This is a genomic window from Pseudomonas sp. MBLB4136, from assembly GCF_051904765.1.
GTDB lineage: Bacteria > Pseudomonadota > Gammaproteobacteria > Pseudomonadales > Pseudomonadaceae > Aquipseudomonas.
Genome location: NZ_CP196713.1, coordinates 3371862 through 3387527, shown reverse-complemented (window position 1 = coordinate 3387527; position 15666 = coordinate 3371862). Strand labels below are relative to the sequence as shown.

General features: G+C 65.0%; 16 protein-coding genes. 10 read left to right on the top strand and 6 right to left on the bottom strand.

What is annotated here, in order from left to right; translation table 11 throughout:
* Nucleotides 1-54: 54 nt before the first annotated feature.
* The 7 genes from lepA to pdxJ all read left to right on the top strand — a co-directional run bounded on the left by lepA (nucleotide 55) and on the right by pdxJ (nucleotide 6269).
* Nucleotides 55-1854, top strand: a complete 1800-nt coding sequence (gene lepA, locus ACSX1D_RS15350; RefSeq protein ID WP_439859329.1) for a translation elongation factor 4 — start codon at nucleotides 55-57, stop codon at nucleotides 1852-1854.
* A gap of 6 nt (nucleotides 1855-1860) precedes the next feature.
* On the top strand, nucleotides 1861-2715 hold the full coding sequence (lepB, locus tag ACSX1D_RS15345; protein WP_439859328.1) for a signal peptidase I: 855 nt from the start codon (nucleotides 1861-1863) through the stop codon (nucleotides 2713-2715).
* A gap of 107 nt (nucleotides 2716-2822) precedes the next feature.
* Nucleotides 2823-3200, top strand: a complete 378-nt coding sequence (locus tag ACSX1D_RS15340) for a DUF4845 domain-containing protein (protein WP_439859327.1) — start codon at nucleotides 2823-2825, stop codon at nucleotides 3198-3200.
* The gene (rnc, locus tag ACSX1D_RS15335; protein ID WP_439859326.1) at nucleotides 3197-3886 is read left to right on the top strand and encodes a ribonuclease III; all 690 of its coding nucleotides are present in this window, start codon (nucleotides 3197-3199) and stop codon (nucleotides 3884-3886) included. Before ACSX1D_RS15340 ends, rnc begins: the two co-directional genes overlap by 4 nt.
* Nucleotides 3879-4781: a GTPase Era gene (era, locus tag ACSX1D_RS15330; protein WP_439859325.1), complete on the top strand. Its 903-nt coding sequence runs from the start codon at nucleotides 3879-3881 to the stop codon at nucleotides 4779-4781. Before rnc ends, era begins: the two co-directional genes overlap by 8 nt.
* Nucleotides 4782-4831: 50 nt before the next feature.
* Nucleotides 4832-5530 carry a DNA repair protein RecO gene (gene recO / locus ACSX1D_RS15325; protein WP_439859324.1) on the top strand — a complete coding sequence of 233 codons (699 nt, stop codon included), beginning with the start codon at nucleotides 4832-4834 and terminating at the stop codon, nucleotides 5528-5530.
* A complete protein-coding gene (gene pdxJ / locus ACSX1D_RS15320) occupies nucleotides 5523-6269 on the top strand; it encodes a pyridoxine 5'-phosphate synthase (protein ID WP_439859323.1) in 747 nt (248 codons plus the stop codon). The genes recO and pdxJ overlap by 8 nt, the downstream gene beginning before the upstream one ends.
* Before the next feature lie 71 nt (nucleotides 6270-6340).
* On the opposite strand, the gene cmoB is transcribed toward pdxJ, so the two are convergent.
* Together cmoB and cmoA are read right to left on the bottom strand one after the other, a co-directional pair.
* On the bottom strand, nucleotides 6341-7309 hold the full coding sequence (gene cmoB, locus ACSX1D_RS15315) for a tRNA 5-methoxyuridine(34)/uridine 5-oxyacetic acid(34) synthase CmoB (protein WP_439859322.1): 969 nt from the start codon (nucleotides 7307-7309) through the stop codon (nucleotides 6341-6343).
* Nucleotides 7306-8049: a carboxy-S-adenosyl-L-methionine synthase CmoA gene (gene cmoA / locus ACSX1D_RS15310; protein WP_439859321.1), complete on the bottom strand. Its 744-nt coding sequence runs from the start codon at nucleotides 8047-8049 to the stop codon at nucleotides 7306-7308. Before cmoA ends, cmoB begins: the two co-directional genes overlap by 4 nt.
* A gap of 327 nt (nucleotides 8050-8376) precedes the next feature.
* On the opposite strand from cmoA, the gene ACSX1D_RS15305 reads away from it, so the two are divergent.
* Together ACSX1D_RS15305 and ACSX1D_RS15300 are read left to right on the top strand one after the other, a co-directional pair.
* On the top strand, nucleotides 8377-8715 hold the full coding sequence (locus ACSX1D_RS15305; protein ID WP_439859320.1) for a c-type cytochrome: 339 nt from the start codon (nucleotides 8377-8379) through the stop codon (nucleotides 8713-8715).
* 76 nt (nucleotides 8716-8791) lie between these two features.
* Complete coding sequence (locus ACSX1D_RS15300; RefSeq protein ID WP_439859319.1) at nucleotides 8792-10006, top strand: FAD-dependent oxidoreductase; 1215 nt, start codon at nucleotides 8792-8794, stop codon at nucleotides 10004-10006.
* A gap of 64 nt (nucleotides 10007-10070) precedes the next feature.
* On the opposite strand, the gene ACSX1D_RS15295 is transcribed toward ACSX1D_RS15300, so the two are convergent.
* The 4 genes from ACSX1D_RS15295 to ACSX1D_RS15280 all read right to left on the bottom strand — a co-directional run bounded on the left by ACSX1D_RS15295 (nucleotide 10071) and on the right by ACSX1D_RS15280 (nucleotide 14609).
* Complete coding sequence (locus ACSX1D_RS15295) at nucleotides 10071-10643, bottom strand: hypothetical protein (protein WP_439859318.1); 573 nt, start codon at nucleotides 10641-10643, stop codon at nucleotides 10071-10073.
* A gap of 246 nt (nucleotides 10644-10889) precedes the next feature.
* Nucleotides 10890-11282, bottom strand: coding sequence for a protease inhibitor I42 family protein (locus tag ACSX1D_RS15290; RefSeq protein WP_439859317.1), 393 nt, complete (start codon nucleotides 11280-11282; stop codon nucleotides 10890-10892).
* Between the two features lie 110 nt (nucleotides 11283-11392).
* Nucleotides 11393-13786, bottom strand: coding sequence for an endopeptidase La (gene lon, locus ACSX1D_RS15285; RefSeq protein ID WP_439859316.1), 2394 nt, complete (start codon nucleotides 13784-13786; stop codon nucleotides 11393-11395).
* A 118-nt stretch (nucleotides 13787-13904) separates the two neighbouring features.
* Complete coding sequence (locus ACSX1D_RS15280; RefSeq protein ID WP_439859315.1) at nucleotides 13905-14609, bottom strand: hypothetical protein; 705 nt, start codon at nucleotides 14607-14609, stop codon at nucleotides 13905-13907.
* A gap of 284 nt (nucleotides 14610-14893) precedes the next feature.
* On the opposite strand from ACSX1D_RS15280, the gene ACSX1D_RS15275 reads away from it, so the two are divergent.
* A complete protein-coding gene (locus ACSX1D_RS15275) occupies nucleotides 14894-15646 on the top strand; it encodes an AraC family transcriptional regulator (protein ID WP_439859314.1) in 753 nt (250 codons plus the stop codon).
* Nucleotides 15647-15666: the final 20 nt, after the last annotated feature.

Here is a 15666-nt window from a genome sequence, read left to right as displayed (position 1 = left end):
CTTCCCGGCTATTTTCGGCGGGCAGTCGCCTGCGGCCTTTTCGAGTGTTGTTCTGTGAGTGACCTGAGTCATATCCGCAATTTCTCCATCATCGCCCATATCGATCATGGCAAGTCCACCTTGGCTGACCGTTTCATCCAGATGTGCGGTGGCCTGAGCGAGCGTGAAATGGAGGCCCAGGTGCTGGACTCCATGGATCTGGAGCGCGAGCGCGGCATCACCATCAAGGCGCACAGCGTGACCCTGCACTACAAGGCGCGGGACGGAAAGACCTACCAGCTGAACTTCATCGATACCCCCGGCCACGTCGACTTCACCTACGAGGTGAGCCGTTCCCTGGCTGCCTGTGAAGGGGCGATCCTGGTGGTGGACGCCGGCCAGGGTGTCGAGGCCCAGTCCGTGGCCAATTGTTACACCGCCATCGAGCAGGGCCTGGAGGTCATGCCGGTACTGAACAAGATGGATCTGCCCCAGGCCGATCCGGACAAGGTCAAGGACGAGATCGAGCACATCATCGGCATCGACGCGACCGACGCCGTGCCCTGCAGCGCCAAAAGCGGCATGGGCGTGGATGAGGTGCTGGAGCGCTTGGTGCAGGTCATCCCGGCGCCCACGGGCGAGATCGAGGCACCGCTGCAGGCGCTGATCATCGACTCCTGGTTCGACAACTACCTGGGTGTGGTGTCCCTGGTGCGCGTACGCCACGGCCGCATCAAGAAGGGCGACAAGGTGCTGGTCAAGTCCACCGGCAAGATCCACCAGGTCGACAGCGTCGGCGTCTTCACCCCGAAACACACCGCCACCGCCGACCTCAAGGCCGGCGAGGTGGGCTTCATCATTGCCGGCATCAAGGACATCCATGGTGCGCCGGTGGGCGATACCCTGACCCTGGCCGCCACCCCCGATGTGGAAATGCTGCCGGGCTTCAAGCGGGTCAAGCCGCAGGTCTACGCCGGCCTGTTCCCGGTCAGCTCCGACGACTTCGAGGACTTCCGCGAGGCCCTGCAGAAGCTGACCCTCAACGACGCCGCCTTGCAGTACGAGCCGGAAAGCTCCGACGCCCTCGGCTTCGGTTTCCGCATCGGCTTCCTCGGCATGCTGCACATGGAGATCATCCAGGAGCGCCTGGAGCGCGAATACGACCTGGACCTGATCACCACCGCACCGACCGTGGTGTTCGAGGTGGTGATGAAGAACGGCGAGACGATCTACGTCGACAACCCGTCGAAGCTGCCGGACCAGTCCTCGGTCGAGGACATGCGCGAGCCGATCGTGCGGGCCAATATCCTGGTGCCCCAGGAACACCTGGGCAACGTCATCACCCTGTGCATCGAGAAACGCGGCGTGCAGCGCGACATGCAGTTCCTCAGCAGCCAGGTCCAGGTGTCTTACGACCTGCCGATGAACGAGGTGGTGCTCGATTTCTTCGATCGGCTTAAGTCGGTCAGCCGCGGCTACGCGTCGCTGGATTACAGTTTCGACCGCTTCGAGTCGGCCAACCTGGTCAAGCTGGACGTGCTGATCAATGGCGAGAAGGTCGACGCCCTGGCTTTGATCGTGCACCGCGACAAGGCGCACTACAAGGGCCGTGCCCTGACCGAGAAGATGAAAGAGCTGATCCCGCGGCAGATGTTCGACGTGGCGATTCAGGCGGCTATCGGTGGGCAGATCGTTGCGCGTACCACCGTCAAGGCGCTCAGGAAGAACGTTCTGGCCAAGTGCTACGGCGGCGACGTCAGCCGCAAGCGCAAGCTGCTGGAGAAGCAGAAGGCCGGTAAGAAAAGGATGAAGCAGGTCGGCAGTGTGGAAATTCCCCAGGAAGCCTTCCTCGCCGTGCTCAAGGTGGATAGTTAAGGGCTTATGTCGATCAATTTCCCGCTGTTGCTGGTCGTTGCCGTCGCGGTCTGTGGTCTGCTGGCGCTATTCGACCTGATCTTCCTGGCGCCGCGCCGTCGCGCGGCTATCGACCAGTATCAGGGGCAGGTCGACGACCCCGACGAGGCGGTGGTCGAGCGTCTGAGCAAGGAACCGCTGTTGGTGGAGTACGGCAAGTCGTTCTTCCCGGTGCTGGCGATTGTCCTGGTGCTGCGTTCGTTTCTGGTCGAACCGTTCCAGATTCCTTCTGGCTCGATGAAGCCGACCCTGGAAGTGGGCGACTTCATCCTGGTCAACAAGTTTGCCTACGGTATCCGCCTGCCTGTTCTGGATACCAAGATCATCGACGTCGCCGATCCCCAGCGTGGCGACGTCATGGTGTTTCGCTACCCCAGCGACCCGAACATCAACTACATCAAGCGAGTGGTGGGGTTAGCCGGCGATCACGTACGTTACAGCAGCGACAAGCGGCTGTTCGTCAATGGCAAGCCGGTGGCCGAACAGTTGCTCGGCGAAGAACCGGGCAGCCTCGGCAGCGTGGCGCTCTACCAAGAACGGCTGGGCGAGATGGAGCACCTGATCCGCAAGGAAATGCGCCGTTATCGCGTCGAGCCGGGCCGTGAGTGGGTGGTGCCAGAGGGCCATTACTTCATGATGGGCGACAACCGCGACAACTCCAACGACAGTCGCTACTGGAACGACCCGAATATTCCCAAGCCGCTGCTGGGCATGGTGCCGGACCGGAATATCGTCGGTAAGGCCTTCGCCGTATGGATGAGCTGGCCGGATCCGAAGTTGCGCAATCTGCCGAATTTCTCTCGGGTCGGCCTGATTCACTGACGGTCTGATTTTTTGCGGCGCTGTTCAAGGTAACGCCGCACGCTCTCTATAGTCTTGTACTAAGAGCCGGCATGGCTCTCACTTTACTCAGAAATCTGGGGTCAAATATGACGTTTGCGCGTTCGCAGAAGGGGTTGTCGGTACTCAGCTGGCTGGCGGTACTGGCGGTTGTGGCATTCTTCGCCAGCACTGCATTCAAGATGCTGCCGCATTACCTCGACTACATGTCGATGGAAAAGATGATCACCTCGGTGGGTACCGACCAGGGCCTGGAGATCAGGACGGTGGGTGACTTCTACTCCCACGTCGACAAGGGCATGCAGGTCAACAGCATCCGCGATCTGGACCTGCGCGAGGTGCTCAAGGTCAAGGTCGAGAACAACCAGTTCGTCGCCCACCTGAAATACGAGAAGCGCGAGCCGCTGATCCAGAACCTCGACCTGGTGGCGCGATTCGACAAAGAATACCGCGTGCGCATGCCGTGAGCGTTTCGTTAGACCGCCTGGAGCGTCAGCTCGGCTACAGCTTCAAGGACCAGGACCTGATGATCCTGGCGCTCACCCACCGCAGCTTCGCCGGGCGCAACAATGAGCGCCTGGAGTTCCTCGGCGATGCCATCCTCAACTTCGTCGCCGGCGAGGCGCTGTTCGAGCGTTTTCCCCAGGCCCGGGAAGGCCAGCTGTCGCGTCTGCGCGCGCGCCTGGTCAAGGGCGAGACCCTGGCCGTGCTGGCCCGCGGCTTCGACCTGGGCGAATACCTGCGTCTCGGCTCCGGCGAGCTGAAGAGCGGCGGTTTTCGCCGCGAATCCATCCTCGCCGATGCCCTGGAGGCTCTGATCGGCGCCATCTATCTGGATGCCGGCATGGAAGCGGCCCGTGAACGCGTGCTGGCCTGGCTGAGCAACGAACTGGACGGCCTGACCCTGGTCGATACCAACAAGGACCCGAAGACGCGCCTGCAGGAGTTCTTGCAGTCGCGCGCCTGTGACCTGCCGCGCTACGAGGTGGTGGATGTCCAGGGCGAGCCGCATTGCCGGACATTCGTGGTCGAGTGTCAGGTCACCCTATTGAACGAAAAGACCCTGGGGCAGGGGGCCAGCCGGCGCATCGCCGAGCAGGTCGCCGCGGCAGCCGCCCTGATCGCCCTGGGTGTGGAGAATGGCAATGACTGATGCACCCGTAACACGCTGTGGCTATGTCGCCATCGTCGGCCGGCCCAACGTGGGCAAGTCGACGCTGCTCAACCACATCCTCGGCCAGAAGCTGGCGATCACCTCGCGCAAGCCGCAGACCACCCGCCACAACATGCTCGGGATCAAGACCGAGGGCGAGGTGCAGGCCATCTATGTCGACACCCCGGGTCTGCACAAGAACAGCGAGAAAGCCCTCAACCGCTACATGAACAAGAATGCCTCGGCGGCGTTGAAGGACGTCGACGTGGTGATCTTCGTGGTCGACCGCACCCGCTGGACCGAGGAGGACCAGATGGTCCTGGAGCGCGTTCAATACGTGCAGGGCCCGGTGATCCTGGCGGTCAACAAGACCGATCGCATCGAGGAGAAGGCCGAGCTGATGCCGCATCTGGAATGGCTGGCGCAGCAGCTGCCCAACGCCGAGATCGTGCCGATCTCGGCGCAGCACGGGCACAACCTCGAGACCCTGGAGAGGCTGGTGGGCGAGCGCCTGCCCGAGGGCGTGCACTTCTTTCCGGAAGACCAGGTGACCGACCGCTCCAGCCGCTTCTTCGCCGCCGAGCTGGTGCGCGAGAAGATCATGCGCCAGCTCGGTGCCGAGCTGCCTTACCAGATCACCGTGGAGATCGAGGAGTTCAAGCGCGAAGGGCGCATCCTGCACATCCATGCGCTGATCCTGGTCGAGCGCGACGGGCAGAAGAAGATCATCATCGGCGACAAGGGCGAACGGATCAAACGCATCGGCCAGGAGGCGCGCAAGGACATGGAGGTGATGTTCGACTCCAGGGTCATGCTCAACCTCTGGGTCAAGGTCAAAGGCGGCTGGTCGGACGACGAGCGCGCTCTGCGTTCGCTGGGCTACGACGACATCTGAGCCGCCTGCGGGCGCGTCCTCGCGCCCGCCACTGCGAGTAGCCACCGCTCATGCTTGCGCTCAGCCAGCCCGCCTATGTCCTGCACAGCCGTGCCTACCGCGAGACCAGCGCGCTGGTCGACTTCCTCACGCCCCAGGGCCGTCTGCGCGCGGTGCTGCGCGGGGCGCGGGGCCGGGCCGGCACCCTGGCGCGGCCCTTCGTGCCGCTGGAGGCGGAGTTTCGCGGGCGTGGCGAGCTGAAGAATGTCGGCCGCCTGGAGGCCGCCGGCATTCCCAACCTGCTCAGTGGCGAGGCGTTGTTCAGCGGCCTGTACCTGAATGAGCTGCTGATCCGCCTGCTGCCGGCGGAAGACCCCCATCCGGCAGTCTTCGAACACTATGCCCTCACGTTGCAGGCCCTGGCCCAGGGGCGGCCACTGGAGCCCCTGCTGCGTGCCTTCGAGTGGCGCCTGCTCGACCAGCTGGGCTATGGTTTCGCCTTGGACCTGGACCTGCACGGTCAGCCCATTGCCGCCGGCGGGCTCTATCGCCTGCAGGTCGATGTGGGGCTGGTGCCGGTCGGGCAGTTGCAGCCGGGAATTTTCCAGGGTGCCGAGCTGCTGGCCATGGCCCAGGCCGACTGGAGTGCGCCCGGCGCCCTGGCCGCCGCCAAGCGCCTGATGCGCCAGGCCCTGGCACCCCATTTAGGCGGTCGACCGCTGGTCAGCCGCGAGTTATTCATGACGCTCAAGGAGCCACCGCGTGACTGATGCCAATCGAATTCTGCTGGGTGTGAACATCGACCATGTGGCGACCCTGCGCCAGGCCCGAGGCACCCGCTACCCGGACCCGGTGAAGGCCGCCCTGGACGCCGAGGAGGCCGGTGCCGACGGCATCACCGTGCACCTGCGCGAGGATCGCCGGCATATCCAGGAGCGCGACGTGCGGGTGCTCAAGGAGGTGCTGCAGACGCGGATGAACTTCGAGATGGGGGTCACCGAGGAGATGCTTGCCTTCGCCGAGAGCATCTGTCCCGAACACGTCTGCCTGGTGCCGGAGACCCGCCAGGAGCTGACCACCGAGGGTGGCCTGGATGTGGCCGGGCAGGAGGCGCGGATTCGAGCGGCGGTGGAGCGCCTGAGCAAGATCGGCTGCGAGGTGTCCCTGTTCATCGACCCCGAAGAACGGCAGATCGAGGCCTCCAAGCGAGTCGGTGCACCCGCCATCGAGTTGCACACCGGGCGCTATGCCGACGCCGAAACCCCGGTCGAGGCGGCCAAGGAGCTGGCGCGGATTCGCGACGGCGTGGCTTGCGGCCTGGCCCACGGCCTGATCGTCAATGCCGGCCATGGCCTGCACTATCACAACGTCGAGCCGGTGGCGGCGATTGCCGGGATCAACGAGCTGAATATCGGTCACGCGCTGGTCGCGCACGCCTTGTTCGTCGGCTTCAAGCAGGCGGTGGCGGAGATGAAGCAGCTGATCGTCGCGGCGGCCAATCGCGGCTAAGAACCCCCTAGGGTGGATGACGCGGTTTCATCCACCTTATGGTGGATGGGGCGTGCGTCACCCAGCGAGGGTCAGGGCTTGCGTGCGATCAGCACGGCGCGGGTCGGCGCCGGCAGGCCTTCGATTGTGCGGCTGTGGTCGGCCGGGTCGAGAAACTCCGGCAGCGACTGGAAGCGCATCCAGTCGGTGGCGCGCTGCTCCTGTACCGAGGTGGTGCTGACGTCGACGCAGCGCACCTCGGTAAAGCCGGCGCGGCGCAACCACAGTTGCAGCGCCGGTACCGAGGGCAGGAACCAGACGTTGCGCATCTGCGCGTAGCGGTCTTCCGGCACCAGCACCTGCTGGGCATCGCCTTCCACCACCAGGGTCTCCAGCACCAGTTCGCCGCCCTTGACCAGGCAGTCCTTGAGGTCGAGCAGGTGGTCGACTGGCGATCGCCGGTGATAGAGCACGCCCATGGAGAAGACCGTGTCGAACCCCTGCAGCTTGCCCGGCAGCTCCTCGAAGGCCAGGGGCAGGTGCCACGCCGGCAGCTCCGGAAGGTAATGCTTGATCGCCAGGAACTGGCAGAGGAACAGCCAGTTGGGGTCGATGCCGACCACGCTGTCGGCACCGGCACCGAGCATGCGCCACATGTAGTAGCCGTTGCCGCAGCCGACATCCAGCACGCGCTTGCCGGCGAGGTCGAGGTAGGGGGCGACGCGCTGCCATTTCCAGTCCGAGCGCCATTCCGTATCGACGTGCACGCCGAACAGTTCGAAAGGCCCCTTGCGCCAGGGAATCAACCCTTGCAGGGCGTTCTTTAGAGCCGCTCGGCTGCGTTCATCGCAGGGGCCGTCGAAGCGGAAGCGCTGCTGCAGCTCCAGATGCTCCACGGGCAGTGGCGGCAACGCCTGCACGGCGCCGTACCAGCGCTGCAGGTCGCCGTGACCGATCGCCAGCTTGGCGTCGATCTGGCCGGGCAGGCCGGCGGTCCAGTCCTGCAGCGGGGTGCCCGCCAGTTTTTCCTGCAGGGCGTCAAGATCGAGACGATTGATCATGGCAGGGCAATCAGCGAGGCGAAGTTCAGGCACTGGAACCAGGGCACTACCTTGCTGAAACCCGCGGCCAGCAGACGCTCACGGTGTTGCTCCAGGCTGTCGGGCAGCATCACCTTCTCGATGGCGCTACGTTTCTGGGCGATCTCCAGCTCGCTGTAGCCGTTGGCGCGCTTGAAGGCGATATGCAGCTCGCCCAGCAATTCGTGCGCCTCGCTGTCTTCGAAGCGCAGCTTCTCCGAGAGGATCAACGCGCCGCCAGGCAACAGGGCCTGGCGGATGCGCCCGAGCAGGGCCAGGCGCTGCTTGGGCTGGATGAACTGCAGGGTGAAGTTCAGCGCGACCAGCGAGGCCGGCTGGAACTCGAGGGCGAGAATGTCGGCCTCGAGCACCTCGACCGGTAGCAGCTCCTGGAACATGGCGTCCTGGGCATGCAGGTATTCGCGGCAGCGCTCGACCATGGCGCTGGAGTTGTCCACCGCGATCACCCGGCAATCCGCGATCTGCACATGGCGACGCAACGCCTGGGTCACGGCGCCGAGGGAGGCGCCCAGGTCGTACAGCACGCTGTGCGGCTGGGCGAAGCGCCCGGCCAGTACGCCGATGTTCTCGACAATGGTCGGGTAGCCGGGCACCGAACGCTTGATCATGTCGGGGAATACCCGCACCACGTCCTCGTTGAAGACGAAGTCCGGCACCTGGGCCAGGGGTTGGGCGAAGAGACGGTCGGGGGGCTGGCGCACGGGGATTCCAAGGCGGAAGGGACGGCCGGCATTTTACCCAAGACGCGTCCGTGACCAAAGCCTGGGGAGTGGCGGAGCGGGAAGTATGGATCACGCTCCTCATAAGGCGGTCGTTTTTAAGACCTTAGTCTTATTTTCTTTAAGACCAATGGTCTTATCTGGTTGGGTAATTGGTCTAGGCTGAGTGCGTTAAGGGCTGAGGCCCTCTGCAGTACTCCCACCACGGAAAGGCGCCCCGATCCCCACTGCCCACTGTATGGCGAGGGTTTCGCCTGCGCCAAGGTTCACCGTACTACAACAAGATCATCTCTTTAGGAGGGTCAAACGGTGAAACATCTAGTCACCCCCTTGATTATCAGCCTGCTTGCCGCCGGCAGTGTATCGGCACTGGCCGCCGAACCTGCCGAGCCTGTGGCCGGGCCTCCGGCGGGGCGCCTGCTGGCGACCCAGTGTTTCCAGTGCCATGGCACCAACGGTCAGTCGCAGAGCCAGATCGACAGCATCGATGGCGAGGATGCAGACGATCTTCTCGAAGACCTGCTGGAAATGAAGGCTTCGGATGAAGTCAGCGTAATGAACCAGCAGGCCAAGGCCTACAGCGACGAAGAGCTGCGCCTGATCGCCGACTACCTGGGAAGCATAGGCGGCGATCGTGACGACCACTGAGTCATCGCCAGCAACCGGAGGACAAATCATGAATAGTTTGAATCGTCGTAGATTTATCCAGGTCTGCGGGACTGGTGTGGCGCTCGCCGCGTTGCCTTTCTCCTTGCACGCGGCCGCCGGCGCACGGATCGTTGTGCTCGGAGGCGGGTTCGCCGGCGCGACCGCCGCCAAGTACCTCCGCCTGTTCGGCCATGACCTAAATGTGACCCTGGTCGACCCGGCGGCGGCCCACGTCTCCTGTGTCGGCAGCAACCTGGTGCTGACCGGGGAAACCGCGCTGGCCGATCTGAGCAACCCATTGACTGCCTTGCGCGACCGCTATGGCGTCGCCCTGTTGGCCGACCGGGCCGTATCGGTCGACCCGACGAGCAATACGGTGCATCTGGCGAGCGGCGCGAGCCTGGAGTACGAGCATGTGATTCTGGCGCCGGGCATCGACTTTGAACCCGTGCAAGGTCACGACTTCCAGGCTATGCCCCATGCCTGGATTGCCGGCGAGCAGACGACTCTGTTGCGGGACCAGTTGATGGCCATGCCGGCTGGCGGCACCTTCGTCATCGCCATTCCGAAGACGCCCTTCCGCGCCCATACCGCGCCCTACGAGCGGGCCACGGTGGTAGCCGATTTCTTCCGCCGCAAGCGCCCAGGCTCGAAGATCCTCATCCTCGACGCCAACCCGGCCATCGCCGGCATGCGCCGCACGTTCAGCGCCGCGTTCGCAGGGGTCTACCGGGATATCGTCGAGTACGTACCGAATGTCACGGTCAACGCCGCAGACGCATTGAACATGCGCCTGGACATCAGCCGCGACGGTCTGGCCGATTCGGTGACGGCCGATGTGATCAACCTGATTCCGGCGCAGAAGGCTGGACGGTTGGTCTTCGACAGTGGCTTGGTACCAGACGGCAGTCGGTTCGCCCCGGTCAATCCGCTGAACTACGCCAGTACTCTGGCTCCGGCCGCGAACGTCCATGTGCTGGGCGATTCCCAGTCGACCGGGCAGGCCAAGTCCGGGCACATGGCCAATGCGCAGGCCAAGGTCTGCGTGGACGCGATTCTGCGGGATCTCGCCGGCCTGGCGCCGGACCCTGCGCCGAAGACCACCGCCGCGGCCTTCCCGCCCATTACCCGCAGAACTGCGAGCTGGACGACTGTGACCTATTCTTTCGATCCGCTGACCATGACCATGGTTTCGACCTCCTCGGCCGAGGCGCCGGAACCTACGGAAGAGGTCCGCGAGGAAGAAGGACCGGGTTGGTTGAAAAACCTGCAGAGCGACAGTTTCGCCTAGGGGCCGCGAGCAGCTATGGCAGGTCCGGCGCCGTGCCGGACTCTGCGGGCTCGTGGAAAGGTGTTTACTTCAGTTGATCAGAGAAGAACTCCCCGGCGCCCTGTAGCGGCCCAAGTGGATTGCGCTTGACCTCCATGTGCCGGATGTTCGGTTCGCCATTGCTGACCTTGTGCACCAGCATGTCGTCGACCACCACGAACACCGCACGGAAAGTCCAGCCCTGCAGTTCCCGTCTCTTGCGGAAGTTGAATATATCGGCCCAGAAGTTGCCGACCCGCTGGGTGTCGGTCTTGTTGAATTCGAACGCATAGCCGACGCAGCGATCCTTGGCCTCCAGGCATTCCATAAGGCCATCCGGCAGGTAGCTGATGGGGACATTGGGCTGGACGAACATCAGCCGCACATCGATGAACGAGAGCATCTTGCCGTTGCCCTCGGCCAGTGGGTCGAAGCCCAGAGAGAACAACTCCGAACGCGTGGTCCGGCCAGGAATCGCTTGGGAGTAGCGTATTTCCGCATCCAGGTAGTCGCTGAACGGCGACTGTACCTCGGCGCGCTCGCTGGGTAACAGGCTGCTACAACCACTCAGGTAGAACAGGCTCACGATCACTACAACTTCACGCCAGTCGACTCTCATGTCGTCTTCCCCCAGAAGTTAGATCCGTTCTACTTTCTATAGTCGATCTGGCCGTACTTCGCCCTTTTTCTCTGCTGCCCGGCGGGCCCAGGATGGGACGAGCGGTCACGCGTGAGGCGCTGTGCCGAGCGTCCTCGGCAAGACGGTAGCGCCCGGGTTAGGCTCCCGGCGCGGGGAATAGGCGGACCTGCCCGGCGTCGTCTGCAGACGTCTGCACACCGTCCGTCGGGGATCTACCCGGGGAAATTATCTAACCGCAATGGGGCAGTCGAAGGTCTTCGCCGGGGCGACTTCGGGTTCCCAGGGGCGCTGGTAGGTCAGCAGCAGGTGGCCCTTGCCGGGCTGCGCGGCGTTGAACAGCCAGGTCGATTGCCCCGCGCTGCCGACTAGGCCGGCATCCTCCGGGTTGCTATAGACCTCCGGGCCGAGGCTGTTGAGCACGCTGTCAGCGGCGTCGCGGATCACCCAGCGAAAGCCCGTGGTCGGGTTGCTCGGCAGGATCAGCACCAGTTGCTGACCACTGTACAGGCGGAGTGGACACTGGCTCTGCTTCTGCACGGTCACGCTGCCGGGCTTGTGGGCGCAGGCCGTCAGCAGGGCCAGGCCGAGGGGTAGCAGCAGGCGTTGGGCGTTGGGCATGGTCGGACTCCAGAGGACGGCAAACGCCGGTCAGCATAGCCGCTGAGCGGCTTCTGGAGGAAGGCCGCGGGGGAACGGCGCGGCGCCGCCGCCCCCTGGCGCATGGCTGCTCAGGCGAACAACACCTTGGCCACGTCGGCGAAGCGCTTGGCGAAGTGCACGGTCAATCCTTCCTTGAGGTAGTCCGGCAACTCTTCATAGGAGCCGCGGTTGGCCTCGGGCAGGATCAGCTCGAAGAGCTTCTGCCGGCGGGCGGCGATCACCTTCTCGCGCACCCCGCCGATCGCCAGGACCTGGCCGGTGAGGGTCAGCTCGCCGGTCATCGCCACGCCCTTCTTCGGCGCCTGGTTGCGAGCCAGCGACAGCAGCGCGCTGGCCATGCTGATGCCGGCGCTGGGGCCGTCCTTGGGCGTGGCGCCTTCCGGCACGTGCAGGTGGACGAAGGCCTCGTCGAAGAAGCCCGGCTTGCCGCCGTACTTCTGCAACTGCGAGCTGATGTAGCTGTGGGCGATCTCCGCCGACTCCTTCATCACTTCGCCGAGCTGGCCGGTGAGCTTGAAGCCGCGGCTGAGGGTATGGATGCGGGTCGCCTCGATCGGCAGGGTCGCGCCGCCCATGCTGGTCCACGCCAGGCCGGTGATCACGCCGATGCCCGACAGCACCTGCTCGCTGCGGAACACCGGCATGCCCAGGTAGTCCTCCAGGTCCTTGGCGGCGATCTTCACCTTGTCGTCCGGTGCCTCGAGCAGCTTGACCACCGCCTTGCGCACCAGTTTGCCGAGTTGCTTCTCCAGCTGGCGCACGCCGGCCTCGCGGGCGTAGCCCTCGATCAAGGCGCGCAGGGCGGCATCGCTGATCGACAGGTTCTTCTTCGCCACTCCGGCCTTGGCCAGTTGCTTGGGCCACAGATGGCGCTTGGCGATGGCCAGCTTCTCCTCGGTTATATAGCCGGACAGGCGGATCACCTCCATGCGGTCGAGCAGCGGCCCGGGGATCGAGTCCAGGGTGTTGGCGGTACAGACGAACAGCACCTTGGACAGGTCCAGGCGCAGGTCCAGGTAGTGGTCGAGGAACTCGACGTTCTGCTCCGGGTCGAGGGTCTCCAGCAGGGCCGAGGCCGGGTCGCCCTGGAAGCTGGCGCCGAGCTTGTCGATCTCGTCGAGCATGATCACCGGGTTCATCACCTCGACCTCCTTCAGCGCCTGTACCAGTTTGCCCGGCAGGGCGCCGATGTAGGTGCGGCGGTGGCCCTTGATCTCCGCCTCGTCGCGCATGCCGCCGACGCTGAAGCGGTAGAAGGGCCGGCCGAGGCTTTCGGCGATGGACTTGCCGATACTGGTCTTGCCCACGCCCGGTGGGCCGACCAGCAGCACGATGCTGCCGGCGATCTCGCCCTTGAAGGCGCCGACCGCGAGGAATTCGGTGATCCGCGACTTGATGTCGTCCATGCCGGCGTGGTGGGCGTCGAGCACCTGGCGGGCGTGCTTGAGGTCGAGCTTGTCCTGGCCGTAGACGCCCCACGGCAGGGCGGTGGCCCAGTCCAGGTAGTTGCGCGTCACCGCATATTCCGGCGAGCCGGTCTCGAGGATCGACAGCTTGTTCAGCTCCTCGTCGATGCGCTTGCGCGCCTGCTCCGGCAGGGTCTTGCCCTCCAGGCGCTGCTCGAACTGCTCGAGGTCGGCGCTGCGGTCGTCTTTGCTCAGGCCCAGTTCCTGCTGGATGATCTTCAGCTGTTCCTTGAGGAAGAACTCGCGCTGGCGCTCGCCGATCTTGCGGTTGACCTCCGCCGACAGCTCCTTCTGCAGGCGGCCGACCTCCACCTCCTTGCGCAGCAGCGGCAGCACCTTCTCCATGCGCTTGAGCATCGGCACGGTGTCCAGCACCTCCTGCAGCTCGGCGCCGGGGGCGCTGGTCAGCGCCGCGGCGAAGTCGGTCAGGGGCGACGGGTCGTTGGGGCTGAAGCGGTTCAGGTAGTTCTTCAGTTCCTCGCTGTACAGCGGGTTGAGCGGCAGCAGTTCCTTGATCGCGTTGATCAGGGCCATGCCGTAGGCCTTGACCTCGTCGCGCGGGTCGAGGGGGCTCTTCGGGTAGTCGACCTCGGCCAGATACGGCGGCTTGCGGCTGAGCCAGCCACGGATGCGCACGCGGGTCAGGCCCTGGGCGACGAACTGCAGCTTGCCGCCTTCCTCGGCCGCATGGTGCACGCGTACCAGGGTGCCGTGCTGCGGCAGGCTGTCGGGGTCGAAGGCTGCGGCGTCGCCGGGCGGACTGTCCAGGTAGAACAGCGCCAGGCACTTGTGCGCGGTGTTCGACACCAGCTCCAGGGTCTTGGCCCAGGGCTGTGGGTTTACGATTACCGGCAGTATCTGCGCCGGGAACAGTGGGCGGTTGTGAATCGGGATCACATACAGCTTGTCCGGCAGCTGCTGGTCGGGCAGCGCCAGGCTGTGGCTGGTTTGCGCGGCCGGTTCGGCGACGACTTCGATGTCTTCGGGTTCGTTCATACGGCACCTGCTGTTGCACGTTGCATGCAACATGGGGCGCGACACGGTTTTTTTCAATCGGCATGAGGCCAGTTGCAATCAACCGGGCAGAGCAGCCGAGCACTACGCTCCCGGAGGCTTAGGTCGTGGCGGTTGAGCCGGGCACCGGCAGGCCTTGCCAGCGCTGCTCGATCAGCGGCGTGAACAGGGCGAAGCAGTCGAGGGGCGTCAGCCGCGGTTGCGCGGCCTCAATCAGGTCCTGCTGCAGGCGGCGGAGCAGGCCGGGCATCGGTTCGTCCCGGTGGGTCGCGGCCAGCTGCTGGCAGAGCTCGCGCAGCTGCGCCTGCAGGGGGGCGGGGCAGCGCTGGTAGTTGGCCGCGCGAACCGCCAGGCCACGCAGGCGGGCGAGATCTTCGAGCGTGCGGCAGGCTTGGCCGAGGCCTTGACCCTGTTGACCCGGGTGCAGGCGCGCTTCGAGCTGCTCGATGACCGTCAGCAGGGCCTCGATCACCTGGCAGTGGGCGGCGAAGTCGGCGGGCTTGCGGCGCAGGTGCGGCCATTGCTGCTGCAGGGCCGGCAACCGCAGGCTGGGGCCTGGCCAGTTCAGCCAGAGCTGGTCGAGCTGGCGGGCCAGGGCGCGGCGTTGGCAACTGCTGGCCAGGTCCTGCTGGGCGCCGAGGCCACGGTGTTTCTGCAGGGCTTGCAGCAGCGCCAGGCAGCGTTGCAGGGTGGCGCGTTCCAGCTCGGCCAGGGTATGCCGGTGGCGGCGGCTGGCGCGTCCGGTCAGCCACTGACCGAGGAAGGTCAGTGCGAGCGCCAGGGCGAGGATGATCTGCGGTTCCATAGGCTATCTCGAGGCGGCGGGGTGGGCCGGAGGTGCTGACTGGAGCAACTTCCCTGCCAGTTGTGTGCAACCGCTCTGGCACAGGCTTGGGCGTGCTGCATGACAAGCCTGGGCGCACCATGCCTGTGCGTTCCATGGATGCTCCGGTTGTTTTGCTGCAAATCGGTGCGGCGGCCAGTGCGATGGGCAGGTGCGGCGGCCAGTGGCCACTGGTCGGCGGGGGCTGACGGCGAACCCCGCAACTGGTTAAAGTTCCGCGTTTAACATCGCGGACTGCCGTTGCAATGCTCAAAGCTCGCCTGATCTGCCTGGATGACCAAGCCCACGAGCACACCCACGACCACCATCAGCTGGTGCTGTCACTGTCCGGGCGTGCCGAGTTCGAGGTCAACGGCCGGGGTGGCGAGGTGTGCCGGATGCGCGCCTGCCTGGTGCCGGGCGACGCCGATCATCAGTTCGCCGGGGTCGGCGACAACCGCATGCTGATCCTCGACCTGGACGAGCAGGACACTCCCAGCGAAGACCTTGAGCTGCTCACCCACCTGTTCGAGACCCCGCGCTACCCGCAGCTGGACGCCGATTTCCAGAACCTGCTGAGCTACGCCGGCGCCGAGCTGGAACGCTACGGCAGCGATCCGATGCTGGCCCGGGCGCTGGGCGGGGTGCTGTTGCGGGCCCTGCACCTGCGCCTGTTCGGCGAGCGTCAGGCGCGTGGCCAGGGGCCGCTCGACCTGGAGCGCCTGGACGCCTACATCGGCGAGCACCTGGTGCGGCGCATCAGCGTCGCCGAACTGGCCCAGGTGGCCTGCCTGAGCCCGAGCCATTTCCATGCCCAGTTCAAGGACAGCGTCGGCCTGACGCCGCACCAGTACCTGCTCAAGACGCGCCTGGACCGTGCCGCGCGCCTGTTGCGCGAGAGCCCCTTGCCGCTGATCCGCATCGCCGAGGAATGCGGCTTCTCCAGCCAGAGCGCGCTGACCACGGCCATGCGCCGCTACCTGGGCCTGACCCCCAAGCGCCTGCGCGCCAGCGAGTGACGGCTTGCCTCAAGGCCGCA